This window comes from Paenibacillus sp. R-74696 (assembly GCF_055814915.1).
On sequence record NZ_JBPULM010000046.1, the window covers coordinates 534,928 to 561,135 of the forward strand.

Sequence of the window (26,208 nt, forward strand, 5' to 3'; positions counted from 1 at the left end):
AAATCATCCTTTCATACCTGAAGTAATCATGCCGTTAACAAAATATCGCTGGAAAATGATAAAAACGATAAGCACTGGAATCATCGTGATTACGGACATGGCAAGCAAGCTTCCCCAGTCCACACTGTATTCTCCAATAAAATTAGAAAGTGCAAGCTGAATCGTATATTTAGCTGGATCACTAATTGCTATTAATGACCATAGGAAATCATCCCATCTCCACATAAAGGAGAAAATCGCCAGTACAGCAAGAATAGGCTTGGCAATTGGAAGAATAATACTCCAGTAAATTTTCCATTCCCCCGCTCCATCCATACGTGCTGCTTCGAGTAGCTCATCCGGTACAGTCAGCAAATACTGTCGCATCAGGAACACCCCGGTTGGAGTTGCTGCGGGAGGGATAATAATCGCAAGCATGCTGTTATACATGCCAAGTGCGCTCAGCACCTTAAATATCGGAATCATAATGACCTCAATCGGAATCATCAGGGTGGATATAAAACCGATCAATATGATAGAGCTGCCGCGGAAGCGGTACTTTGCGAGTGCAAAGCCTGCCATGGAATTGATTAAAAGCAGCAATATCGTTGAGGACAGCGTCACGATCGTACTATTTTTGAAATACAAGCCAAAATTGCCTTTGCTGAACGCCGCCTTGAAATGCTCGAAGGTTAAAGGCTGCGGCCATAGCTTAGGAGGATAACTGTACAGATCCGTATTCGTTTTTAGAGCAGAAATGACGACCCATAATACCGGCAATAGCCAAAACAATGCTGCTACACTCAATATACTGTAGATGGTAATTTTAGTTAGAGGCCTAAGCTCCATTAAACAGCACCTCCCTTGGACATACGGAATTGCAGGGCAGAGAACCCGCCGATAATGACAAATAACATCACGGACATTGCACTAGCCAGACCAAGCTCCTGCTTCGTAAAACCAATCTCATAAATATATTGAACAATATAGGTCGTTTCTTTACCCGGTCCGCCGCCCGTAAGCGCAAACATAAGCGGAAACGCTTTGAACGCATCAATAAGAGCGAGCATGAATACGAGCAAGCTTGTAGGCTTCAGGAGCGGGAGGGTAATATGGCGGAACACCTTTATTCCCGTTGCTCCATCCAATCGTGCGGCCTCATAGTAATCCGTAGGGATCGCCTGCAAGCCCGCTATAAAAATGACCATGAAAAATCCGGCCCGTGACCATACTGTCGCGATAATAACAGCCGCATTGGCCCAAAATGGCGAAGTTAGGAAGCCGACAGGCTCCACTCCTATCACAGAAAGCATATGGTTCAGAATACCGAATGAATCTCCAAAAATCCACTTCCAGGTCAAACCAACAATGATAAAAGAAATCATCGTCGGCCAGTAAAATATGGCCCTAAAAAAGCCGCGCATTCTAATCTCGCGTGCAAGCAGCATAGCAATGCCTAATGCCACTGCATAAATTAGCGGAACGACAATCGCTGCATAAATTCCTGTTCGTCCAATCGTCGACCAAAATTCCTTATCCCCAATAATCTTGATATAGTTGCCGAGCCCATTGAACTTCATTGGATTCAAGCCATCATAAACATGGAAAGAATAATACAAGCCCAATAAAGAGGGAATTACGATAAAAACACCGAAGATCAGGAGGTTAGGAAGAATGAACAGATAAGGAGCAATGGCGAGTTTCCTCGTCTGTCCTGTCTGTTTTTTACGGTTTAAACTTTGACCTCCGCTCATCTGCTTACCCCTTTCAAATAGATTCAATAAAGAGGCGGCTTGACAGATATAGGTCCGCCACCTCTTTATTGTTAATTATTTCCTTTTTAGACTGACCTATTGGTTTGCAATAGCCTCGTTAATCAGCTTGGCTGTCTTGTCCATTGCTTCCTGAGAGGTCGCCTTATCCGATAGAACCTCAATGATATTATTTTTCAAATCAGTCGAAATTTTAGAAATGATGGTCTGTCTGGACCAGTCATTTGCTGCAAGCGGCGAAGTATTTTTCAGCTCATCCGAGAAGACCTGATACATTTCCTTGCCAAATGAATAATCCAGCACGGCGCTGTCCTGGCGCGGACTCATGAACAGTGACTCTTGATTATATTTAGAGTTCACTTCTTTGGACGTTAAATATTTAATAAATTCCGCAGCCTCTTTCTCATTGCCGCTATCTTTGAAAGCCATAAGGAATTTTCCACCTGGTACCGAGGAACGTTGTGTTCCTTTCGGCATATAGGTAACTCCCCATTCAAAATCAGTGATGTCCTTGTAGTTGCTGATCATCCAGTTGCCTGCCCAGTGAGCAGCTACTGTGCCTGAACGGAATAGATTATTAGGATTCTCGCCGCCAAGCCATACGGATTCAGGCATAATTCCATCTTTATGAAGCTGCTTGAACATATCCATAGTGCGGATTCCAGCTTCGCTGTTAATCGCTGCTGCTTTGCCGTCTTCCGTTAAGATGCTTCCACCGTTCTGATACAGAAGGGTAGACCATCTATGCGGAGTGACATCCCAAACCATGCCGTATCTTGCTCCGCCTTTCGCCATAACCTCTTTCAGCGCAGCCGTATACTCATCCCACGTCCACACATCATCTGGTGAAGTCGGCACTTTGACGCCCGCTTTATCAAACAAGGTTTTGTTATAAATCAGTCCATTCGCTGTTACATCCATAGGGGCTGCGACCAGCTTGTCATTAATCACATAATAAGGCTTCAGTGAATCGATAAATTGACCCTCGAATTGCTCTGCACTGTCAACGTAAGGAGTAAGATCCACTGCCTGATTAGCGAATGATCCTGTATCCGTGATACGGCTCAGAGCAGGCGGCTTACCGCCAGAAATCATCGTTTTCAATTTTGTTTGGAGATCCTTAAAGCCGACTTCAATCAGATTGATTTTGACATTGGCATTGGACTGCTCGTAATCTTTAATGATTCCCTTGATGACCTCACCCTCATTCCCATCTGAGAACCATAAGAAATCTAGAGTAGCCTTCTCGGCACCGCCGCTGCTATCCGTTTTGCCAGTATTGCCAGTGTTAGTATCGGCATTGCCGCAAGCAGTTAGCATAATGAGCGTCATGATTAAAACCAGGCTAAGACTGAGCTTGAGGTTCGTTCTACGTTTCATACAAACATCTCCTTTAAATGGTGTAATGGTTTCGCTTAGCTAAGCACTTTATTTTTACGGAATTGCTGTGGCGATGCACCTACATATTGTTTAAAAGCTCTACTAAAATATTCAGGTGTGTTGAAGCCCAGTGTTTCTGATATGGACAAAATCGGCTCATTCGTAGACAACAGCAGCTTTTTGGCTTCAGCCACCCGTTTTCTTATTACGTAATTGCTTATGGTATAGCCCGTTGTCTCTTTAAAGGAATGACAAATGTAATACTTATTCAAATGGAGCATCTTGGACAGGTCATCCAAAGAAACATTCTCCGTGTAATTTTGGTTCAAATAGTTAAGAACACGGCTTACACTTGTTTGCTTCTGGGAAGGAGATGAAAGCTCATTTTCAGACTGCTCCATTTTCATTTTCCGGTAGATGCGCAGCAGCAATTGAGTCAGACTCATCTTGACCATCATTTTATACCCTGTATTATTGGCTTCCATCTCCTCCTTAATTCCTTTGAATATGCCTTTTATTTGTTCACGCTCCTCCAAGGACCAATGCACCAACAACCCATTAGGATGACGAAAGATAGTCATCAGATTGTCGAGTTGGCTGATACTTAGCATGTCCAAAAGCAATACTTCTGTAAAATTGACGAAGCTTCGTTTGTATACGACTTCTCTTGAAGGATTAATCCGGTGCGGCACCGCCCCCCTAAATACAAACATGTCACCGGGCGAAGGCTTGTAAATGCGATCACCGATTAAGAATGTGGCATCCCCCTGTATAAAATAATGAATTTCATAACCGTCATGAGTATGAATAGGCCATTCATCCTGAAAATTATCCGCTTCTGAGCGCACATAAACTTCATTTTCCTCCAGAGCAACATTCGTTGGGGTGTGGATGGATAGCACCAATAACGATCTCCCTTCTATGAATGAGATAAGCAATATTGATCAACAATTAAAAATGATAGCGCTTTATAATGAATTGTAACATAGTAATTCAAATAAAATCAGGACTATATTGCTGTGTTGTTGATCAAAATTGTTGAAAATGATAATAACTGATCTCACAAGATCATAAATCTCCGTGGGCCTTCCAGACACTGGTTAAATAGTGAAGTCGGCAGCGCGGTTTCCTAGGATTGAACGTTACGCTAGTCCCAATTCTTAGATGCAGACTTAGCTTCATAAATAAAAAGAAGACCGCATGTACAGCCTGGAGGCTGATCATGCGGTCTATAAAGAAAGGGTCCAATGATACGCTAATTGTTCCGTCTAAATTTAAATATGAACGTAGTTATTCTTTATCCCATACCTTTTAATTATATTCCCATCCTCCTCAATGAAATCTGTGTCTGGTATTCCTCCATTATTAATGATTGTTTTTTCAGATCCTACATTTCAATATGAGGCTTTATAAGTTTTAGATTATTCATGCCTTTAGGTCCTTTAATAGATCTGATAGTATTTTCAATTCATATTTTAAGCTTGTCTTGCTATATTCATTCCATTCATCCTCATTAAGGACATCAACATTCAATGGTGTTCCATGTAAAGAATAATGCTTTAGCTTCAAGTACCGACCTATTGGAAAATCTCCACGGCTCCAGTTCTCTCTATACCCAACCAGACCATACTTTGAGATAATCATATCTAGGCTAGAAACTAGATGGATAATAAACTCTCTAATGTCACAAATTCCGCTTAAAACCTGTTCATACAGTTCTTGCCCATTTAGTTCCTTGATTCCGTCCTTATATTGTTTAATAGTAATTCGCATTTGAGTTGTATTAAGTTTTTCCAGTGTCCATTCAACAATAGAAGGTTCTTCATTCCATTCAAAAGTTGATGATTCCACTACTTCATCTAGTGGTGTAAATTCTGGAAGCAAAATCATTAGTGATTGAATCAAATCTACTAGTGGCTCAGTCAAATAACTCGGATTAAAAAACGTCTCTACCCCATTTATTTCAAGACTAGCTTTAGCCCATCCAACACTTTCTAAGTCATATGTGAAATGCACATGGCGTCCTCCGCTCTTCATATTTCGGTTAATTTGCCTAATGTTATATATGCATGATCCCGAATTAAGTAACCACTAGGTGACGGGTGACTGTGCTTAGGCTGGTAGTGGTTGCCTCGTTGATTAAACTCTCATGCTTTCAACTTTGACAAGATCAAGAGCGAATGCCTATAACTTGAATTGATCTTTTAAATGATTCTTGCTTTTCCCAGAATAATTATTTATTATTGCGCATTCCTTCAGTTATTTTCATATACTCGTTATATGATTCTTGAATTTTTCTCTTACATATTTCTTCCCATATATTTTTTAAGCTTTCATAGTTATTTTCATCATCAAATGATTCCGGATTCATATCACCACCAAAACCAATCCAAGCATTCTTTTCAAATTCTGACTCGCCTTCACTATCAGAGTAGGCAATTTCACTTGGAGCCTTTGTATAAAATAAAGATTCACAAAGGTTTTCTAAGCAATGGTAACCAGGATGATACGATCCATATTTGCAATATAGAGGAGTCTTTCCGTTCTTTTCTTTATCAAATCCACAATACAATTCTAAAATGACATGATTAATGGCCATATTAAATTCCTTTCTTAAGTTCTTATGCAGGGTTATCTGCTAAATCTACTTCATCAAAAATGTTCATATCGTTTTTAAACGGTTTTAATTCATCTATTGCTTCTTCTCGAACAGTTTCTATATCTCCATAGATTCCTTGTGTCGCCATGTAATATCCGTCAACCAATCGATCCAGTGTGTTCGATAACTTATCATCCATTAATAAAGCACTTCCATGATCAAGGATACTAATAATATATCTAAAAAAATCATCGTTTGTTATCCGCCGCTCTTCAAGTTCAGTTACTAATTCACCTATTATTTTATATAGCGGTTCAATAATTGTATTCTCACAACAGGCTTTTTTCAGCATGGAAATGGTTTCTTTAAGCGACTTATTATTGGATAATGAGACGTCAATTAATTCATACGGGAAATCTTCCATATCCGCAATCACAGTATCTACCCATTTTATGATGTCTTGTTTACTAAGGTATCCGATAACTAATCCAATATAATGGTATCCACATATTTGCCTTATAGTCTTCATGCTTTTCTCCATATTCTATAGAAGTTCTTCTTACGTTTGATGCTATTTTCAAGTTTACTATAAGGCATCACTCTCTTGAATAAATCACTGCTCCGCCTGAGCCCATAACGACTAGTTTTTTGCCCGATGGTGAAAATCCACATTTAATGTTTCCATCTAATCGGTTTATATCAAGCATAGTAGCATCGTTTAGGTATGTATAAGCTGCTTTAAAAGCATTATCTATGATTACAGATGCTCTTGGCCACCAAGGGTAAATAACATCAACAATACAGCCATCGTTTGTTGTATGAATCCCATCCCCTGATGCAAAACCAAAGATACTTATATACTCATTACTTAATGGCAATTGAAAAGTTAAATCGTTATTACTCATTCTTTCGTAAGTTAAATCAGAATCCCTATCTCTAAGTATTAAAACCCCAGTTCTAGCTTGAATAAGGCTATAGCCTGAGCTGCTAATTAGAACAAGGTCTTCATCCATATTCCATCCACAAGCGATACAGCCGGCTGCGGGAATGATAACTTCCGTTTCCCAAGGGTGAGGTGGCTTAGTTGGTTTCATTGATTGTGCTTTATATAACAAATCCACTTCAAATTTAGTTCTTATCTCTTGTGGGGGTCTATTAAAAAATTCCATACCGTGCTCCTCAATAGGTTATATATTTTGGCATCACTTTGTTAAACAGTTTAATGTTACCCACTACTAAGATTCACCAACTTACACATCTTTCTTTTATGTTAACCTGTAATACTTATTGTAAAAATCAATCACCTTTTCTCTAGTCATGTAATCATCATTTGTTTTATATGGCTCTATGTATTCCAATATCTCTTTAGCTATTGTCGTATTTAATTTTTTAAAAAAATGAATAGTCTCATGAAGTCCTGCGCCCATTAGCAATTCTCCATCAATATAGCAGCCTGCATCAAAATCTTTCATCTTAGCATTCCAGATAAGGAGAGTGTCCTCGGGATATCCAAAGGTAAATAGCAAGATACAGAGCGTTTTTAAATACTCATGTTCTTCTGTATTGGAAGCATTCGTTTCTTCGATTAGCAACGACCTAATTTCTTGTAAATATTTTAGCTCTGGTTCTAACCCAAAGCGTTCTAATAAAATATCCTCTCTGTCCATCATAACCACCTCGAATTTAGCCTATATCATTTTTTCTAAATCTTTTATTTCAAGAATTATGGAATGATAGTAATTTCCAACGAAATGCATGTTATCTCTCTTTGCCCCATTAAACACAGCCGAACATAACATATTTCCTATCCATTCCGATTCTGTCAAATCCGCTTCCGTAAAATTACAGGTCTTCAGATTCGAATTTATAAATTTGCTGTTTTTTAAATATGCTGTTGAAAAATCAAGGGCAAATATACATTCTATGAATGTGCATCCACTCAGATTATAGTTTTGAAGACTGCCTTCTTCTACCTCTATCCCTGAAAAAGTCTTTTGATCGGCTTCAAGTAATTCTTTAAATTGATCGATAGTCAGTTCCATTTAAACAGTCAACGCCTTTTGGGGTATATTCATTGATACTTTTTAATCAGTTTCAGCCCTATCTCACACAACATTCTTGTATTCACGACGTCCAATAAATTTTCAAGAATGCCTAGCTGATCCAACCTCCATGCCAGAAGGCTTCATGTTCAGAGTCTCGGAATAGAATGGGCTTCATATGCATTATCCTCTCAAAATAATGGATAGAAGGAAGAAGTCCAAAAAGACCCTCTACTATCCGTTTCATTTTGGAGGTCAAATTCGGTACTGCAAACCATAAGACGATTGATTATTCAATTCAGGTGGCGGACTACAGATGTTTTGTAGCATTTAGAGAGTAAGATAGCTCTAAAGACATAAAATAGAAAGCAGCTCAAAACGTCAGCTACTTTCTTGACTCGCTTTTCAAAAAAACTTTAACCATTACAATACATAAAATAAAGAAATTCATAACTAAGTTAACGTCTTTACATAATCAGTCAAAAGGTTCTTTGTAGCTGTAAGAGGCATATAGACCATGATTCGTTGATCCGGTTCATTGGGGAACTGCAGGGTAATATGCTCAAACTCCAGCTCTCCAAGAGCGGGGTGATTAAGCTTCTTATAGCCATCTAGGGAACTGGGCGCTTCATGGTGCTGCCACATTCTCGCAAAATCGGTACTCACGCTTTTCAGATCGTCGATGAGCCTGCCGAATGAAACATCAGTCAGATAACGGGCTCGTGATGTCCGGAACTCGGCAACGATTCTTTGCGAGACGGCTTCCCAATCCTCCGACCCTGTTCTCCATATCGGGTCAGTGAATTGACGCCATATCAAATTGTATTCATGTGGCGGTGACGGTACGGAAATCGTAAATACGGCGTCCGCCGCTTGATTCCAGGCCAGAAAATCCCAGTTTCTCCCGACCACGTAGGCTGGGTTCGGATGTAATTCATCCAGCATGTTCTGGATGGAGGGGCTGATCTTTTCTTGCACAGCTGTTGATTGGGGAGGCAGCGACTCTCCGGCGAGCATGGAGAGATGCCGTCGTTCATTGGGCGTTAGCTTGAGCGCCGAAGCCAAGCTTTCCAGCACACTGACCGATGGACGGATATCGCGTCCTTGCTCAAGCCGTGTGTACCAAGAAGGGCCGATGTTGGCGATCTCTGCGACTTCTTCACGCCGCAGGCCGGTTGTCCGTCGGCGGCGATTGCCGGACGATAGCCCGACATCGTAGGGAGAAAGAGAGGACCTTAGATTTCGTAGAAAATTACCAAGGGCTAACCGACGCTCACTATCGTTCAATTAAAGTCCCCCTTATCCTATCACTCGCAAGCCTACCCTTAAGCAGGATATCGTCCCGATTGAATAGTTAAAGTATACTCAAGGCGGTTGATGATATCAATACGACTAAGGCAAGGAGAATGAATATGACAAACAGTTTAGGACAATTGTTAATGAACAAAGTAATAATGGTTACAGGAGCCGGAAGGGGAATCGGGGCCTCGGCAGGAAAGCTGTTTGCACAACAAGGCGCATCAGTGATGCTTGTCGCAAGGACAGAATCCGAGCTGCGCAAAGTCAGAGATGAAATCACGGCTTTCGGTGGAAATGCAGCATATTTCACAGCCGATCTGTCAGACGCAAGAAGCGTCAAAGAAGCCGTCGAGGGCGTAGTGGAACGTTATGGACGCCTTGATGCTGCGTTCAACAACGCAGGCATAGGAGTCACCGTGTCTTCATTAATCGAGGAGAAGGAAGAAGATTTTGACCTCATCCAGTCGGTAAACTATAAAGGTGTCTGGTTATCTATGAAAGCCCAAATCAAGGCTATGCTGGAGACCTCGGGATCAGGCGCTATTGTCAATACCAGCAGTGTCGGCAGTCTAAAGGGTAATCCGGGCTTAGGAGCGTACGGCGCTTCCAAGCGAGCAATTAACAGTCTTACACAAACAGCTGCTATCGAGTATGGACCGGCTGGCATCCGTATCAATGCGATTGCTCCCGGGACAACGATGACAGATATGATTCAACAATGGGTCGCCATCAACCCTGAAATTATCGAGCAAATCAGTGCGAAGACACCTCTCCGGCGTCCAGCAGAACCAATCGAGATCGCTCAGGCAGCAGCCTGGTTGCTTAGTGATTACGCTTCCTTCATTACTGGGGTCATCTTGCCCGTAGACGGCGGGTTAAGCGCATAAAAGAGGCCTATTTAGGGCGAGTGAGGCAAATGCCACACTCGCCCTAAAAGCGAATCTGATCCTTGTAGCGCTGCTGACACTGGATGTCGCCATCTTTTTCAAGTGTTACTTACAACATCAAGGCTTGTTTGCTTTCCATATGTATTTATAATCTCTCAATCCAAGTTTTCCGTTAATCCTATTCTGTTGAATCATCCATTCTAATTCCTTCTGTAATTCAGGCTTTGTATAATCGGGATTGCCGGGTATTACTGAAATAAACTTAGCAAATTCAATCTCATTAGGGAAAAAGATAATCGTGCTATTAAATTCTTCAATTTCAATGTTTATAAATCCATTACTGTTTAATCTATTTTTAACTGTGTCTAATGCTCCCGAGTGAATTCCGAAAATCGTGCCTCCAGAACAAAGGATTCTACTATGATTTAATATAGAAGTTGCTCCTCTTCTGTCATAAATGAAATCGAATTGTTCATCCTTAAAAGGCAAGTCGGTCTTGGTCGTAGCGTATACATACCTTACATTTTTCACTTTACTTTCTTCTAAAATTGAATCAGCAATCTTTACCATTTCAATGGAGTTATCAAATCCAACGATTGATTTAGCATGCCTCGCCATCTTAAGTGTAAAATCCCCATGTCCGCATCCCGCATCTAGGACTGAATTAAAATTTGGCAGCATGTCCACGAGTCTCGCTTCAAATATCTGCTCCGCTGAAACTCCTTCAATGGTAAATACCGCATTATTTTTATAACCGCCATTTCTTCTAGCAATCATGTCATACCATTCGGTCCCCATCGTTTTACCTCCTTGAATGTTATCACCACCATACGAGGATTTAGCCTTGCAGGGTTAATCGCCAGAATTCGCTTCCTGAGTTACTTCAATGAAATTCCAATTCCTATTTTATAAATATAAAAACAATAAGAAGCTTCATGCTTCGTTCTTCCTATTACATAGTTTGAAAATCATTTCTACTTCCGTTTGATTGCTCTTCAATTCGATCTAAGATATTTAGGTAATATTGAAAATGACTTCTTCTATGACCAATACTTTCATCCGTTATTCCTTTCCAGTCAAGGTGCATATGCCAGTGGTTATACCACGATTCATCATCAAAATGAAATTGTTGGCTAAAAATCAGTTTTTCTATTTTTCGATAATGCCGTCTTATACCACGGAATTTTTTCATATAATTCCTCTCTAAAATAACTGATCATTATGGTGTGAATTGGTTTTTATTTAGTAAAAAATTTTTCCAATATTCCATCTCCAGATTCTTGAGGGTAAGACAGTACAGATAGTATTACTGTTGCTATTAAAATTATTAACCACAATAAAATAATTTTAAAAGTTTTATTTAGCTTGCTATATATAAATAAACCAAAAATAATTATCAAGCTGTTTATGAAAAAAATACTCGGTAAATACACAATTCGGCCTAAACCTGTATTTGGGAAGTTAACTATTAGAGAAGTAATTGTAAGTATTGAAGGTACTAGTGCTACAAAGTATTTATCAAGTTTACTTCTCACCCCAAAGTTCTTATAATTATTGACTTTGGGTAATCTGAAAAATGAGGTTTCACAGTTTGTGCAAATATACGTATAAGGAATAAAAAGAGGCACCAGCATAAACAACGCCCCATAACCTATATCACCTGTAAAAAAATAATAAGCTAAGAACATGTAAGTGGATAATAAGAGTCTAGTCAGAATAGAGCTTGTTTGTTTGACATTAACACTTTGACAAGTTGAACAGATTTTCATATTTACTTCCATCCTCTTTAAAATATAGGTCAAGGCATATGCTTTTCTTCAATATAAATATTCAAAATAGCTCACCCAGTCTTTTTGTATTTCGGCCATTTATGATAACGGTTTTGTATTTCTTAGCCCTGAAGGGTTTTCAAACTGAATCACCTTCCCCGACTACTTTAAATTTAAATCCTTTAAAACATCTTTCAAACTGTCATCATACATATCCTTTAATCGTTCCATTTCTGCGTTGTCATTTTCACTCTGTTTTTCAAAATATTTTTGGGCAGTCCCATCTAGGCCACTAAAATCAGCTTTAAATAAAAGCTCTTCATCCGATTCTGATGGTTTAATGAAATAAGCAACAATAGACAACATCCTTGAATTAGCATTCGCACAGTTTATCTTTAACTCCTCGCAATATTTCTTGATAACGTTTGGTATCGTTGGCATCCATTTCTTATGAATTACTCCAAATCTGGTCCGCCTGCATATAAATCTATATCTAATGAAGCATTTAGCTTTGATAGTTTCTCAATGATTATTGGTTTTAGATTAATTCCCCACATCTGTTCTTTGTAGCCGTAGTAAACAACCCGAATTTCTTTATGAATATCATCTGATTTAATCATTTGAATCAAATTCGATGTTTCTAATTTTTTTATTAAATTTGCTAATTTCTCTTCAACTTCCCCCGTTTTCTTATCTTCTAATTGAAAAGTAAACCCGCTATCTTCATAGAACCTATTCGCAATTATTTTTGAAATTGGAGTTCCTTTCTGCCATGTTTTTAAAGGCACCAAATGAACTCCCTCAAGTAGTTTCTCTAAATTAGTTACATTAGATGAAACGGATAAATATACACGATTCCCCGCACTCATTCCCATAAATCTAACCTTTACTTCAGGTGAAGTATTTAAATATACTACGAAATAATATTCTTCATCGACAACAGAAAAATAAACCTCAGCGGATTGTTCTCCATCATTCATTATGACATCTGCTATTTTAGGTTTGCCATTCTCATAAACCAACTTATGTACGGATAAAAATTGTTTCGTTAGCTCGAAGGATTGTTCTTCTATTTCCTTAAGTACAACTTTCTTAATCACCTCAATCATCTTCGAACCTCCATAAAATATTGACCTCCAGATTATTTATATACCTATTATGCTTCCAGATTATAAATGAATATTATTCCAAGTATTTTCAGTATACCAAATTTAGAAATTTACAACATATCAAAGAGACTGTCCAACTGCTTTGAGCAAAGCTCTTCAAAGTTTGTCCTCCTTATTTCCCCCTTCAATTCTTTAGATTTTCTTTAGAAATATACCCGTAAATTCCTTAGATGTTTTCGTTATTATTTTCCTAACAAAATAAAACGAGGAGGCCAATCATGTTTAGCAACACAATCTCGCAACTGTTCGAGCAGCACGGCTATCTGATTTTTTATTTAGCCTTCTCTTTAGGCCCATTTGGCATTCCTGTCCCGAATGAAATAACGATACTCACAGGCGGCATTTTGAGCAGCACCGACGCTTTAGATCCGTGGATAACCTATATCTGCATTTTAAGCGGTCTTTTAACAGCTATTACGCTCTCTTATTGTGCAGGCCGAATTTTTGGTGAGAAATTAATAAACAGATTTCAGCATAAGCGACATTTTCAGAGGGCGGAAGAGATTTTGAAGCAACGGGGAGATTGGGCCATGTGTATTGGCGTATTCATTCCAGTCGTGCGGTATATTCTTCCCCTATTCATCGGGCTAAGCGGTGTGAAATTCAAAAAGTTTGCCCTGCTTTCCTATCTCAGCGTTTTATTTTGGACCCTCACATTTTTTACGGTCGGCCAATACTTTGGCACTCATCTGCTAGACTCGCTTCGTATATTCAGCTTCTAATTTGCTTCAGCACGTCATCAAGAAAATGAAATATTGGGGGAACAATCATTGAACATCAAGGAATGTCTACTTTTTCTGCAGCGCTTTATTCAAAGCCCGAAAAGAGTTGGAAGTGTTATGCCCAGCTCTCGATTTCTGGCAATAAAGATGGTTAGCTCTATGCCATTGAACGGTGTCAAGACAGTCGCTGAGCTTGGATCGGGTACAGGTGCCATCACTCGCTTTATCAAGAAACGGTTATCCGGCTCTGCTAAAGTGCTGCTGTTTGAAATGGATGATAGGATGAGGAGCAATTTACAATCGGAATATCCGGATTTTAACAGTCATCCAAACGCCTGTTACTTAGTGGAAAGGATGAAGCAAGAAGGCATTGAGCAGCTGGACTGTATTATTAGCGGTTTGCCCTTTTTTAACTTTTCGAGCGAGCTGCGAGAAACGCTGCTTGATCAGACTACCCAAGCACTCAAACCAGGCGGAACCTTTATCGCCTTTCAATATTCCCTTCAAATGAAAAAACAATTTTCCAAGAAATTTATCATTGAAAAAATCGAATGGGTGCCATTTAATTTCCCTCCAGCTTTTGTATACACATGCCGCAAGAGGGACACCCTTTAATTAAAATAAACACTCCCATTCTTCTTGGATAAAATCATTGATAAGGAGGTAAATCCGTTGAGCATTAAAGAATGTCTGCTTTTCTTGCAAGGTTTTCTCAAAAATCCAAATCGAGTAGGAAGTGTTCTGCCCAGTTCGCGATTTCTAGCAGCCAAGCTGATCCAGTCCATACCTTGGAATGAGGTACAGGCAGTCGCTGAGTTAGGGTCAGGAACAGGTGCGGTTACACGCTTCATGAAGACGCAGCTAATGGAATCTACTAAAGTATTATTGTTTGAAAGAGATAGGAAAATGAGAAATAAACTAAAAAAAGAGTACCCCAATTTCGTAGGCCATTCGAACGCTTGTTATTTGCTTAAGAAAATAAAACAAGAGGAAATCGGGCAGTTGGATTGTATTATTAGCGGATTGCCCTTTTTCAATTTTACCAATGAAATGCGAGAAAGACTGCTTTATCAGATCATGAACTCACTTAAGCCCGGAGGAATCTTTGTTGCTTATCAGTATTCCCTTCAAATGAAAAAGCATTTATCCGATAAATTTATTATTGAAAAAATCGAGTTTGTGCCATTCAATTTCCCTCCAGCTTTTGTATATACGTGTCGCAGGAAAGAAACGCCATAACTAAAGAAGGAGCATCATGCCATGCATACCGTGCTTGTTGTTGATGATGACTCGGAAATTAGAGATGTCATTCATGTATATTTGCGAAATGAAGGATATCGAGTCGTTGAAGCGGCAGATGGTCTGGAAGCCTTAAATGTCATAAAAACATCCTCAATCCAGCTTGTCATTTTGGACGTGATGATGCCTCAAATGGATGGGATCAAAGCGTGCTTTAAAATAAGGGAAATATCGAACACTCCGATTATTATGCTGTCGGCCAAGGAAGAAGATATCGATAAAATCACAGGCCTTACTACCGGGGCTGATGATTACATGATAAAACCCTTTAATCCGTTAGAGCTGCTTGCTCGCGTTAAAGCCCAACTGCGAAGGCAATCCTTAATTGGCAAAGAAGAATATCATTCGCTTATCCTTATCAAGGATCTTGTCATTGATAAGAGCAAGCATTCCGTAAAGCTGAAAGGAAACGATATTTCGTTGACCGACCCCTCTGGAGTTTGCTATTCTAGTGCTGCTTGCAAGCCACCCCGGGCAGGTATTCGGCGCTGATAAAATTTACGAAAGCGTATGGAAGGAGCCCTACGGATATTCAGATAATACCGTGATGGTCCATATCCGTAATTTACGTGAAAAATTGGAGGAGTTCCCAAGAGAGCCTCAATATATTAAAACCGTATGGGGAGTAGGCTATAAAATTGAATGAACCTATCAAAAAGCCAAAACGCAAAAAAAAGATTCAGGTTCATATTTTGAGCAGAATAGCACTAAGTATAATCATATCCATTTGTATAAACAATCTTCTTATTATGCTTTTCTTGAAAATTAGTACAGTCATGGAATCGACTTGGTTGCACAATTTCTTTCCTTATCTGATTACCCCATTATTTATGCTTATATTTATTTTCACTTTTTTGATTTTGACAAGACGCCTCGTTAAAGACTTAATCAACTTGGAACGTGGACTGCAAATTATTTCTGAAGGGGATTTGAGTTATCGGGTATCCGTTGATCGTCAGGATGAACTTGGGCGGGTTGCCCATAACATCAATCGAATGACGGAACGCTTAGAGCAGCAGATTGTGAAAGAACGTGATTTGGAAAAATCCAAGATGGAGATGATCACAGGTATTTCACATGACTTGCGTACGCCTCTGACAAGTATCATCGGCTATATTGAGCTTTTAAAATCTGAATCGTTTCAAGATAAGGATGAATATTCGCGCTTTGTTCAAAACACTTATAACAAAGCGATTCATTTGAAAAAGCTGCTGGATGACTTATTCGAATATACCCGGCTTAGCTCTATCGAGACTCAACTGGATTTAAAGATGATTGATGTGCATCAACTGCTCTATCAATTGCTTTTTGAATTTGAGCCTATTGCCCAAGAGAATGATATCCATATCGAAAAAGAGATTGGTGACACTCCCCTTCTGGCTCGCATAGACAGCGAAAAAATTGCCAGAGCCATTGATAATCTATTAATGAACGCTCTAAAATACTCCATAAAGCCGGGAGCCATCCGCATTTTTATGAAAACGGATAAGAATCATATTACGATTGTAATAGAAAATAAAGGGCAGCCCCTCACTTTGGAGCAACAACTTAAACTCTTCGACCGCTTTTATAAAGTGGATGATTCCAGACGCAGCGACGGCATACAATCTGGTGCTGGGCTCGGCCTTTCGATTGCCAGAAACATTATCGAACTGCATGGAGGAACCTTAACACTCGAGCATATAACCAGCATTTTCAAGTTTAAGCTGACACTTCCTTTGGAAGACAGCATCATAAATTCAAAATGATTAATATCCATTGTTATCATTAACTTATGCAATTGTTAGCGGCCGCCCCATTATATTAACCTGAGTACAGGCAATCACTATTTTGTATTTGGGGGGTCCACATGAGTCAGACGATCATTTATTCAGCACCGGAAGGTGCCATTGGTTCAGATAACTATCGCGTACGCGTTCGACACAACGGAGGCGACTGGCAAGAACTGTTCGTGTACGAGGTCAAGGTGGATATGCATAACGTTCGGAAAGCTTCCATGGCCTATTTCGATATGGAGGGCACGGTAGAGGTAGAAATCGACTGCTGCTTCACGCCCATAAGCAGTGTCATCGTACGCCCACTATCAACGGGCATTCAGGCTGAATATAGCAGCGATGCCATTCGCTTCACATTAGATCGCCCTGAAAAATTATCAATTGAGGTTAATGACGAGCGCTTCCGCAATCTGCATCTCTTTGCCAGCAAGCTGGAGCAGCATGCACCTAGACCCGGTGATCCTGGCGTGCTGGTGCTGGAGAGAGCTGGAAAGCCCGCTATTCACCGAACTGAGGATATTTTAAAATTAGCCGCAGCCCCGACAGTCAAGACGGGTCTGACGCCCGATGTGATTTATTTTGCGCCCGGGATGCATTATTTGGAAGAAACGATACTCCGTATTCCTTCTGGCAAGACGGTTTATATTGCCGGAGGCGCCATCGTCGTTGGTTCGCTCGTCTGCGAGCATGTTGAGGATGTAACCATAAGAGGAAGAGGCATCTTATACCTATCCGATTTCCATCGCTATTCGGCTTTTCGTGGCGTACGAATTGTATTCTCACAAAATATTCAGGTTGAGGGGCTTATTTTGCTCGATCCGCCCCATTACAGCATTTATATTGGAAAATCGTCTCATATAAGCATTAGCAACTTCAAATCCTTCAGCACAAGAGGCTGGTCGGATGGCATCGATATGATGGCTAGCTCCGATATAGACATTGATGATGTTTTTCTGCGCACATCGGATGATTGTATCGCTATTTATGGCACTCGCTGGGATTATAAAGGAGATACGCGCCGCGTGCGTGTCCGCAATTCGGTGCTATGGGCGGACGTCGCTCACCCGCTAATGATTGGGACCCATGGCGATCACCATCATGACGGAGATACGATTGAGGATATTATCTTTGAGAATCTGGACATTCTTGAGCATCACGAGCCCCAAGAAAATTATTGGGGGGTGCTAGCCATTAATGCGGGGGATAAAAATACAGTTCGCCATGTGCTGTACGATCATATCCGCGTCGAGCCGTTCGAGCAAGGACAGCTGGTTGATATTCGGGTCGTCCACAATGCCGATTATAATCCAGTTCCCGGCAACCGTATCGAAAATATTACGTTCCGCAATGTCACCTATAGCGGAGAGAATAGCAATCCCAATCGAATTTACGGATTTGATGAACAAAGACCTGTTGAAAATATTACTTTTGTTAACCTCCGCATCAATAACCAATGGATTAGTGATGCGTCAGAGGGCCATTTTCACATCAATCCATTTGCCAGAAACATTACGTTTTTGTCCAATTCATAAGAAGCAGCCCCTTCGTCACCAAAAGACGGAAGGGGCTGTTATTTGTGCTTTATTTCCTGTTACATCGTGCACTCTACTGCTATTCGCAGCATCTTCGCTTCACTTATTTACCGCCTGCATCCAAATAAGCCTGAACTTGCTTGAGCACTTCCGCACGTACGGTTTCTAGTCCGGAATCACGCATTTGTTTGTTTAAGCTTTGGGCCATTTCCAGCCAGTTTTTCTCGTATCCTACCTTGAGAATTTGCTCGACCTCATCAAATTTCGGCTTGATTTTGGCAAGCTCTGTCGCCACTGGCTTGGAATCGAAGATAAAGCCCGAAAGCGCAATTTGGAAGTAGTTGTTGTTATCAAGCGCATACTGCAAATAGTTCATCGTAGCCGGGTCCTGATCCGAATTCAACCTCGACAAGCTCGGATTCCAGGTAAGCTCATACGGCTGGAACTGATATTTCGTCGTATTTGCCGTTGTTTTGTAGCCATTGTCTCCATCAGCTACCCAGTGCTCGCCCTCAATGCCAAGCTCGAATAAATCATGGTTGGCCTTGCTGCTGAACAGCCAATCAAAAAACTTCATCGTGCGATCAATATTTTTGGAGCTTGCCGGTATAACGACGCTATTGTTTGCGCGGAAATCCGTACGAATAGCGCCTGGCTTCATATTGCGAGCATCGTCGCTCTCATATACGAACGGTTCGATATCCAGACCTGTACCGTATGCCTCTTGCAGCTTTTGCCGATCTCTTGAAATGCCGCCAATCGTGCCTTCTCCAGCGCCGCCCTTATCTGAGACGACACCCGTTGCTGGTGCTAAAGCATCCTTGTTAATGTACTTGCTCCAGTCCACCCGCTTCTGGAAATGGCCGAAAATCGAAGCATGCGTGTTGAAGGGCGCAGGAAAGCTCGCGAATTCCGAATCCGGATCACCCAAAGTTGCCGCGCCAATTACCTTCTTGCCATCCTCCGACAAAGCGACGCTGAAAGGGATGCCTCCGGTAAAGGAATCGCTTCCAATCGCTGCTAAGCGAATATCTGTCCTCCCATTCTCGAAAGGCGTGAACAGTTTATGAAAGCCGCGGCCTCCTAAGGCGAGTGGCGTATAATCAGGCTTCTTTTCTTGAACCTGCTGAAGATAAACTTCTAATTCCTCCAACGTTGTAATCGGGCCAAGTCCCAACTCCTCGCGAATATCTTTGCGAATACTGATGACGTTAAGATCGGTATAGTAATACGTAAGCGGAATCGTATAAAGATGGCCATTAATTTTGTTCGCTTCAACGAACTCCGCAGGGAATGCCGCTTTCAGCCCTGGATAGTCATCATTGTTAAAATATTTATCGAGCTCTGCATAATAGCCGAGGCTGACATGATTGTACAAATTCATCCACCCCGCATCGAACATGACGTCAACGGCTTCGCCTGTCGACATCTTCAATTGCATTTTTTGCCGATGATCCTGAGGCGTGTTGTATTCGAATTCGATCTTCGTATTAATCGCATCCTTGCTCACTTCCTCGAACTTAGCGAGAACCCTATCCATATCCGCAGGTTTATCGCCGAATAGCATGAACTTCAAGGTCACCGGATCAGGTACTGCCGCATCTGGGTTACCCGTCCCCGCCGTCTCACTGCTGCTTGGGGAAGGCTTCCCGCTAATATTGCCGTTAGTTCCGGTGCCGCCGTTGTTTCCACTGCATGCTGCCATTAAAAATAGCACCATAACCAGCGTTGCCGCCATAAACATTTTTGCTTTCATTGTTTTTCCTCCCTTTTTTGTGCTGCTGAATTTATCTACATCTATCTAAAATCATCCTGCGATGAGATTAGCCTTTGACTGAGCCAACGAGCAGCCCTTTCACAAAATATTTTTGCAAAAACGGATAGAGGAATATGATCGGACCGATCGTCACAACTGTCGTTGCAAGCCTTGAGGTCAATGTCGGGACAATATAGCCCGGGGCCGTTACGCCTGAAGCAAGATTGTTGGCAAATGCCGCATTATCCAAAATCCGTTTGATCAAATATTGCAGCGGAAACAAATCTTCATTCGAAATGTAGAGCATCGCCTCAAACCATTTGTTCCAAAAGGCGAGCGCGTAAAACAGGCTGATTGTCGCGATAGCCGGCAAGGAGATTGGAATCATAATGCGGAACATAATATAAACATCATTGGCCCCATCAATCTTGGCCGATTCAGCAATCGATTCATCAATGGAATTGAAAAAATTACGCATGAGGAACATATTCCATGGGTTAATGAGGGCGGGAATAATCAGCACCCAGATCGTATCCTTAAGCCCTAAATATTTGGAAATCAGCAGGTATGTAGCAACCAGCCCGCCATGAAACAGCATTGTAAAAAACACATAAAAGTTAATCGAATTGCGATATCTGAGCGATTTGACAGACAGCGGATACGCAAGGGCACAAGTTACAAGCATTGCCAATACGGTTCCGACGACCGTCACAAAAATCGTCACGCCATAGGATTTATAAATCGTGCTGTCCTTAAGCAAAAGCTTATAAGCTTCAAGGGAAAATTCCTTAGGGAGCAGCGTAAATCCGTTTCTAATGATGGAGCCCTCCGTGGATAATGAACCGCTAATGACGGTCATAAACGGAATCAGGCATACGAGAGCAAATACCGTTATTCCGACATACATGAGCGATAGGAGCAGCCGGTCTCCAGCGCTTTCTTTTATCATGCTACGCCTCACCTTTTCTGATAGATTTATTAAAAGAGCGCCGAATCAGGCGAAAATTTCCGTGCCAATTGGTTAACCGTTACGACCAGCACGAAGCCGACGATCGATTGAATCAGACCAACGGAGGCGGCCATGCTCACATTGCCCAAATCCACCAGCGCCCGATACACATAGGTGTCGATGACATCCGTTGTCGGATAGAGCAGCGCATTTTTTCCTACGATCGCATAAATCATGCCGAAATCACCGTAAAAAATGTTCCCCATAGCAAGCAGCAGCAGCAGCATGACTGTTGGCTTCACCATCGGCAGCGTAATATGGCGGATTTTGCCCCAGCGAGTTGCGCCATCCATGGAAGCCGCTTCATAAATCTCCGGATTAATGCCCGATATCGTGGCCAAATACACGATTGAACCAAAGCCTGCGGCATGCCACAGCTTGATGATGACGAGAATAAGCGGCCAATACGCAGCCGTGTTATAGAAGGCGAAACCTTCTAAACCAAAATCCCTCAGGATTTGGTTGATCAGCCCCTCTTTGTACAAGAGGAACGAGGTTGCAAAGGTCGCGACCACCGTCCAGGACAAAAAGTTCGGCAGGGTCACAATCGTTTGTGCGATTCGTTTGAAATATTTCCCTTTCAGCTCCGAGAAGATGATGGCGATGATTAATGAAGCAAGAGTGCCGAAGCCGATAAATAGGAAATTTAGAAACAGCGTATTAAATACCACACGATACACATCGCTCGATTCCAGAAAAAACTGAAAGTTTTTAAATCCAACGAATTCGCTTTTCAAAATCCCCTTCACCGGATTGTAATTTTGAAAAGCAATGACAATCCCGAACATCGGCAAATAGGAAAAGACAAACAGCAGCAAAATGCCGGGCAGTGTTAACAAATACAGCAAATGATTTTTTCGAATCTCCTTAAAAAAAGAGGGCTTCTTGTTCAGTGTGATTCGCTTTATTGCTTGGTCTTGACGCGCTATGGAATTTTCCATGCTGAACCTCCTTTATCTGATCGTTGACTATATAAGCTCCAACTGGCTTCTTTATTATTTCGTTTTAGGATGATCGAGGCTAGAATCCAATCTAGGCAAAACCATGTTTATTACCATTTATGGACTATCTAATCTCACTTTTTCTACCGAAAACGCACAAAAAAGGGCCGCCCCCGCCGTCATGAAATGACTTTGTGGGCTAGCCCTTATCTAATGGCCACCGCTATCGATATAAGCCTGTACCTGTTTTATAAATTCTGCCCGGATCTTCTCCAGTCCCAGCTTGCGAAGCTCGGCATTCAGCTTGCTTGCCTCTTCTCGCCAGTTAGGCTCAAGTCCAGCCTGCGTGATGAGATTGAAAGCCTCGAAGCGCGGCTGCACCTTCGCGATTTCAATTTTCACCGGTTCGGGATTAAAAGTAAAACCGCTTAAAGCTACCCGATAATAAGAATCCTCGCTTGCCTGATATTTCAAATATTGCAGCGTCTGCTCGTCATGATCGGCATTCAGACGGGATAATGACGGGTTAAGCGTCAATTCGTAGGCGGGAAACAAATAATCCTTCGCATACGGCGTCATCTCGTACATATGATCGCCCTTCTTGTTCCAGTGCAGCCCTTCAATACCGAGCTCGAATAAATCATGATTGTCTTGACTCTCATACAGCCAATTTATAAATTTCATCGACTCTTCCTTATGCCTGGAAAAGATCGGGATGACGATATTATTCCACGCTTTATAGGAGGTTCCTATTGCCTGCGGCTGCAATGTGCGGGCCGCATCATTATAAACAAAAACCTCCAAATCCGCTTCCGGTACAGCGCCCTTCAGCCGCTGCTTGATTTTTGAAATGCCGCTTAGTGCCCCTTCTCCCGCAGCCGCTTTCCCCGTAACGACCAGATCCTCTACATTGCTCAGCACATCCCTCGGAATGAACCGGCTGAATGCCACCCTCTTATCATTGTGGCTGTAGAAGTAATCGGATTGATTAAACGGCGATGGCAGCTTGGCGTAATCAGCCTCTGGGTCTCCTATTGTTGTTGCGCCTAGAACTTGCTTGCCATTGTCAGATAAGACTAAATTAAACTCGACGCCGGTCCCATAAATAACATGAGGCACCGCTCGAAATCGAGTTTGCTTGTCGTTAAAATTATAAAACATATCAAAAAATCCGCGATTGCCAATTCCGAACGGAATGAGCTCCGGATTGTTTTGCTCGACCTTTTCCAAAAAGACTTGGAATTGCTCCATATTTTGAATAGGAGGCAGCCCATATTCCTCGCGTAAATCCTTCCGAATGAAAATCGTGCCAAAATCCGTATAATGGCTCGTCAAAGGAATCGTATATAGGTGCCCATTGATCCGATTGGCATCCAAAATCGCCTGCGGGAACGCCTGCTTCAAGCCCGGATACTTCTCATTCAGAAAATAATCATCCAAGGGCTGGTAATAGCCTTGTCCGATGTTCTGCTCCAAATTCATCCAGGAAGCGTCAAACAGCATATCAATTTGCTCGCCTGCAGCCATTTTCAATCGCATCTTCTGATTGTAGGTATCGGCCATATCCCAGGAAATGTCCAGCTTGATGTGAAGGGTATCTTTCGTTAAACGCTCGAATTCCGCCAAAATTTTGTCCATATCAGCTGGCTTGCTACCAAAGAACATCACCTTTAAGGTGACAGGGTCACTCGCTTCCTCTCCTTGCTTTGTCGCCGTACTCTTTAGGCTGTTGGCAGAGCTTCCTTGGCAGCCCGCTGCAAGAAGAAGACAGACCATCACGAGCATAAGACCTAAGCTGTAATTGGATAGGTCACTTGCCTTCACGATTAATCCCCCCTATTCCATGCGAAATAAATGGCTGCATCAGCCTTCTTGGGTTTGTATATCCTTCAACTTGTCGACCAATTGGTATTCCTTGCGAAAATGGATAGGCGACTTTCCGGTATACTTTTTAAACGCGGCATAAAAATGATTTTTACTGGTCAAACCGATCATTTCACATATCGTTCCTGCCAAATGATCCGTTTCCAGCAAGAGCTGCTTCGCCTTCTCAAAACGATAATCGGTCACATATTGGGTAATGGATTTGCCTGTCTGATCTTTAAATATTTTGCGGGCATAGTTTGTAGATAAGCCTACTTGCTCTGCCAACCCTTCCACCGACAAATTGGGATTAGTGTATTCTTGCTGAATGAGGTCCGTAATGATCAAAACGACCTTCACATTTTTCTGCGATGAATTTTGATCTCTCCGCTCCATTATTTGCTCGCATACCGCCCCAAATTCGATTTCCATTTGCTCAATCGTTTCTTGCTTTCTAATTTTCTCCGGTAAGGCAGAGATGCCATTGTACATTAAATCCTCTTCATTCAGCATACCTTTAAAAATTCTGATCATGCTTCCGCAAAGCTGGGATAGAAAAAACATAATTTCATCATAAGGATAACCCTTTAATTCATGAAAAAAATCGCCAATCGCCTGCTGGAGCTTCTCCCGCTCCCCCATCTTCAGGCTGTCCGTTATCGCTTTCTCGAAAGCGCTAGGGTATTCATGCTCCTTCTGCTCATTAGCGCGAATATCCTCAGATGTGATGAAAGCATGATGACCGTAAATCAAACGATAGCGGGACGCATGATAGGTCAAATTCCAGGAATGCGGAATTTCTTCTATCGTATGAACGACGCTGCCAACCGCAGCCGTCACGCTGATTTTCAAATACGAGGAAATGCTAGCCTGAACATCCTGAATCATTTTCAAAATAGCCTGCTGCGTGAGCTCGCTTTCGGATGCCCAATGCAGCAGCATGACAATGCCATCATCCTGATCGTCAAACACGGAGGCTTGAAGCTGACCTGCAATAATTTCCTCGGCAATATTAGCCGCAGCATATTTAATTAAGGACACATCCATTAAATCCATCCGTCCAAAATGCCGCTCGTAACCGTCCAAGCGCAGCATGCACACCTGAAACCGGTCTCCCTTAAAGCGAATGCCCAGCTCTGAAAGCTGCTTGTCGTGCACATGAGGAACGTAACCGCCTTTCACGACGAAGGTCAGCAGCTCCTTCCTTCTGGCAGGCCTATAACCCGAAATATTATGCTGTAAATCGCTCACTTTGCTTTCCAAATGCTGAAAGGATTTGGTTAAAAACTCATATTCATTAAGCTGTGCGCCATCGCGCATCTCTCCAAGAGAGGAGCCCACCCGTTTAATCAGCCGATGAATCGGGGTGTAAATTAAGCGAATGGAGAACAGCACCGTCAGCGCCGCAATCGCGATAAAAACAAAGGTCAGCCACACAATAAATTGCTTTAATTTATCTACCTTCGTGAGCAGGCTGTTTATCTCGGCCATGCCAATGAAGCTCCAGCCCAAAGAATCCGCTTTCATATATGAAATCAAATAGCTCTTGCCATCAACTTCTTCCCTCAATTCGCCTTTGCCGAATTTCGATTGAATCACTTTCTCGATATGTGCCTCGTTACCCCAATTTTGGTTGATCAGGCTGGGATTAGAATGAGAGATAACGGTCCCTTCCTCGTTAATGATCATCGATTGCAGATACTCGTTCCCGATGCCTTTGGTGACTAGATTTTGCAGCGTCTGCTGGTCCAGGTTTACAACAAACGTACTGTCCACGATTTCTTTGGTCGCATATTTGGAATAAACGAGCGAGATCAGGTTTTTGTCTATTTTCTGATCGGATTTTAAGGCTTCCAAATGACGCGGTATAAAAATGCCCAGCTTGGACGTATTCGTATTTTTAATAATTTGCGTCATATCTTTATCATAAAAATCATCTACGGTTTGCAGCATCGTCTCCGATGAGAAAACGGCATCATTTTCAAAATTATAAATATATATTGATTCGATTAAGGGGTTGGCTGCCTTCAGGTCGATTAAATATTGATTAATCCGGTACGTATCCAGAACCGAGAACCTTTCCCCATACAACCCGTTAATAATATGCTCGCTGCCAATATATACGGATGAAAAATAAGTATAGGTCGATGAAAGCAGCACATTCGCCGTATTAAAGGATTGATTGTTCATCGTCTCCACCGAGTCGAAAATATCATCTGTCAAATTACCAGTCACTTTATCGACGACAAGAAAGGAAAAAATACCGATTAATATAAAGCTGACAATCAAATAAGAGAAGATCATTTTCAACAATAACTTGCGCTGCTGCACGAATTGCTTAATACCCCACATTCATTGCTTGCCCCCTTGCCTTCTCTACTTCAAAAACTACGAATAATAATGATGATATCATGC

27 protein-coding genes and 1 pseudogene are annotated in these 26,208 nt (G+C 41.7%); 7 read left to right on the top strand and 21 right to left on the bottom strand.

Annotation, left to right across the window (positions count from 1 at the left end; translation table 11 throughout):
- Positions 1-3: 3 nt before the first annotated feature.
- From ACSR9A_RS26850 to ACSR9A_RS26900, 11 genes are all read right to left on the bottom strand, one after another.
- Entirely contained in the window at positions 4-828 is an 825-nt protein-coding gene (locus ACSR9A_RS26850) for a carbohydrate ABC transporter permease (RefSeq protein ID WP_473761081.1), read from the bottom strand.
- Entirely contained in the window at positions 828-1,733 is a 906-nt protein-coding gene (locus tag ACSR9A_RS26855) for a carbohydrate ABC transporter permease (protein ID WP_341279183.1), read from the bottom strand. The genes ACSR9A_RS26850 and ACSR9A_RS26855 overlap by 1 nt, the downstream gene beginning before the upstream one ends.
- Before the next feature lie 96 nt (positions 1,734-1,829).
- On the bottom strand, positions 1,830-3,131 hold the full coding sequence (locus ACSR9A_RS26860; protein ID WP_473761084.1) for an ABC transporter substrate-binding protein: 1,302 nt from the start codon (positions 3,129-3,131) through the stop codon (positions 1,830-1,832).
- 35 nt (positions 3,132-3,166) lie between these two features.
- Positions 3,167-4,033 carry a helix-turn-helix domain-containing protein gene (locus ACSR9A_RS26865; RefSeq protein ID WP_473761268.1) on the bottom strand — a complete coding sequence of 289 codons (867 nt, stop codon included), beginning with the start codon at positions 4,031-4,033 and terminating at the stop codon, positions 3,167-3,169.
- Positions 4,034-4,556: 523 nt separating this feature from the next.
- Positions 4,557-5,147 (bottom strand): hypothetical protein, encoded by a 591-nt coding sequence (locus tag ACSR9A_RS26870; RefSeq protein WP_473761087.1) that lies wholly within the window; start codon positions 5,145-5,147, stop codon positions 4,557-4,559.
- Positions 5,148-5,364: 217 nt separating this feature from the next.
- On the bottom strand, positions 5,365-5,730 hold the full coding sequence (locus ACSR9A_RS26875) for a hypothetical protein (RefSeq protein ID WP_473761090.1): 366 nt from the start codon (positions 5,728-5,730) through the stop codon (positions 5,365-5,367).
- 22 nt (positions 5,731-5,752) lie between these two features.
- Entirely contained in the window at positions 5,753-6,259 is a 507-nt protein-coding gene (locus ACSR9A_RS26880) for a hypothetical protein (RefSeq protein WP_473761092.1), read from the bottom strand.
- Between the two features lie 67 nt (positions 6,260-6,326).
- Positions 6,327-6,899 carry a hypothetical protein gene (locus ACSR9A_RS26885; protein WP_473761095.1) on the bottom strand — a complete coding sequence of 191 codons (573 nt, stop codon included), beginning with the start codon at positions 6,897-6,899 and terminating at the stop codon, positions 6,327-6,329.
- A 96-nt stretch (positions 6,900-6,995) separates the two neighbouring features.
- Positions 6,996-7,400 (bottom strand): hypothetical protein, encoded by a 405-nt coding sequence (locus tag ACSR9A_RS26890; protein ID WP_473761097.1) that lies wholly within the window; start codon positions 7,398-7,400, stop codon positions 6,996-6,998.
- Between the two features lie 18 nt (positions 7,401-7,418).
- On the bottom strand, positions 7,419-7,772 hold the full coding sequence (locus tag ACSR9A_RS26895; RefSeq protein WP_473761098.1) for a pentapeptide repeat-containing protein: 354 nt from the start codon (positions 7,770-7,772) through the stop codon (positions 7,419-7,421).
- Between the two features lie 453 nt (positions 7,773-8,225).
- Entirely contained in the window at positions 8,226-9,059 is an 834-nt protein-coding gene (locus tag ACSR9A_RS26900) for a helix-turn-helix transcriptional regulator (protein WP_473761100.1), read from the bottom strand.
- A 125-nt stretch (positions 9,060-9,184) separates the two neighbouring features.
- On the opposite strand from ACSR9A_RS26900, the gene ACSR9A_RS26905 reads away from it, so the two are divergent.
- Positions 9,185-9,958, top strand: coding sequence for an SDR family NAD(P)-dependent oxidoreductase (locus ACSR9A_RS26905; protein ID WP_473761102.1), 774 nt, complete (start codon positions 9,185-9,187; stop codon positions 9,956-9,958).
- Between the two features lie 117 nt (positions 9,959-10,075).
- On the opposite strand, the gene ACSR9A_RS26910 is transcribed toward ACSR9A_RS26905, so the two are convergent.
- From ACSR9A_RS26910 to ACSR9A_RS26930, 5 genes are all read right to left on the bottom strand, one after another.
- Complete coding sequence (locus ACSR9A_RS26910; protein WP_473761104.1) at positions 10,076-10,756, bottom strand: class I SAM-dependent methyltransferase; 681 nt, start codon at positions 10,754-10,756, stop codon at positions 10,076-10,078.
- 154 nt (positions 10,757-10,910) lie between these two features.
- The gene (locus tag ACSR9A_RS26915; protein ID WP_473761106.1) at positions 10,911-11,150 is read right to left on the bottom strand and encodes a hypothetical protein; all 240 of its coding nucleotides are present in this window, start codon (positions 11,148-11,150) and stop codon (positions 10,911-10,913) included.
- Positions 11,151-11,196: 46 nt separating this feature from the next.
- Positions 11,197-11,739, bottom strand: a complete 543-nt coding sequence (locus ACSR9A_RS26920) for a hypothetical protein (protein WP_473761109.1) — start codon at positions 11,737-11,739, stop codon at positions 11,197-11,199.
- A gap of 150 nt (positions 11,740-11,889) precedes the next feature.
- Entirely contained in the window at positions 11,890-12,090 is a 201-nt protein-coding gene (locus ACSR9A_RS26925) for a hypothetical protein (protein WP_473761111.1), read from the bottom strand.
- Between the two features lie 92 nt (positions 12,091-12,182).
- Positions 12,183-12,836 (bottom strand): DUF4279 domain-containing protein, encoded by a 654-nt coding sequence (locus ACSR9A_RS26930; RefSeq protein ID WP_473761113.1) that lies wholly within the window; start codon positions 12,834-12,836, stop codon positions 12,183-12,185.
- Between the two features lie 278 nt (positions 12,837-13,114).
- Here ACSR9A_RS26930 and ACSR9A_RS26935 point away from each other — a divergent pair, with 278 nt between their 5' ends.
- The 6 genes and pseudogenes from ACSR9A_RS26935 (at position 13,115) to ACSR9A_RS26960 (ending at position 18,224) form a co-directional block, all read left to right on the top strand.
- Positions 13,115-13,618, top strand: a complete 504-nt coding sequence (locus ACSR9A_RS26935) for a DedA family protein (protein ID WP_473761116.1) — start codon at positions 13,115-13,117, stop codon at positions 13,616-13,618.
- A 48-nt stretch (positions 13,619-13,666) separates the two neighbouring features.
- Positions 13,667-14,233 carry a class I SAM-dependent methyltransferase gene (locus ACSR9A_RS26940; protein WP_473761119.1) on the top strand — a complete coding sequence of 189 codons (567 nt, stop codon included), beginning with the start codon at positions 13,667-13,669 and terminating at the stop codon, positions 14,231-14,233.
- Between the two features lie 57 nt (positions 14,234-14,290).
- Positions 14,291-14,857, top strand: a complete 567-nt coding sequence (locus ACSR9A_RS26945) for a class I SAM-dependent methyltransferase (RefSeq protein ID WP_473761122.1) — start codon at positions 14,291-14,293, stop codon at positions 14,855-14,857.
- Between the two features lie 21 nt (positions 14,858-14,878).
- Positions 14,879-15,563: pseudogene (locus ACSR9A_RS26950) on the top strand (response regulator).
- Positions 15,556-16,665 carry a sensor histidine kinase gene (locus tag ACSR9A_RS26955; RefSeq protein ID WP_473761124.1) on the top strand — a complete coding sequence of 370 codons (1,110 nt, stop codon included), beginning with the start codon at positions 15,556-15,558 and terminating at the stop codon, positions 16,663-16,665. The pseudogene ACSR9A_RS26950 and the gene ACSR9A_RS26955 overlap by 8 nt, the downstream one beginning before the upstream one ends.
- A gap of 101 nt (positions 16,666-16,766) precedes the next feature.
- On the top strand, positions 16,767-18,224 hold the full coding sequence (locus ACSR9A_RS26960; protein WP_473761126.1) for a glycosyl hydrolase family 28 protein: 1,458 nt from the start codon (positions 16,767-16,769) through the stop codon (positions 18,222-18,224).
- Between the two features lie 103 nt (positions 18,225-18,327).
- Here the strand turns inward: ACSR9A_RS26960 and ACSR9A_RS26965 are convergent, their stop codons facing one another.
- The 5 genes from ACSR9A_RS26965 to ACSR9A_RS26985 form a co-directional block, all read right to left on the bottom strand.
- Positions 18,328-19,980 (bottom strand): extracellular solute-binding protein, encoded by a 1,653-nt coding sequence (locus tag ACSR9A_RS26965; RefSeq protein ID WP_473761129.1) that lies wholly within the window; start codon positions 19,978-19,980, stop codon positions 18,328-18,330.
- A gap of 67 nt (positions 19,981-20,047) precedes the next feature.
- Positions 20,048-20,929 carry a carbohydrate ABC transporter permease gene (locus tag ACSR9A_RS26970; protein ID WP_473761130.1) on the bottom strand — a complete coding sequence of 294 codons (882 nt, stop codon included), beginning with the start codon at positions 20,927-20,929 and terminating at the stop codon, positions 20,048-20,050.
- A gap of 29 nt (positions 20,930-20,958) precedes the next feature.
- The gene (locus ACSR9A_RS26975) at positions 20,959-21,930 is read right to left on the bottom strand and encodes an ABC transporter permease (RefSeq protein WP_046232832.1); all 972 of its coding nucleotides are present in this window, start codon (positions 21,928-21,930) and stop codon (positions 20,959-20,961) included.
- 210 nt (positions 21,931-22,140) lie between these two features.
- Entirely contained in the window at positions 22,141-23,754 is a 1,614-nt protein-coding gene (locus tag ACSR9A_RS26980; RefSeq protein WP_473761133.1) for an ABC transporter substrate-binding protein, read from the bottom strand.
- Positions 23,755-23,793: 39 nt separating this feature from the next.
- The gene (locus tag ACSR9A_RS26985) at positions 23,794-26,145 is read right to left on the bottom strand and encodes an AraC family transcriptional regulator (RefSeq protein ID WP_473761135.1); all 2,352 of its coding nucleotides are present in this window, start codon (positions 26,143-26,145) and stop codon (positions 23,794-23,796) included.
- Positions 26,146-26,208: the final 63 nt, after the last annotated feature.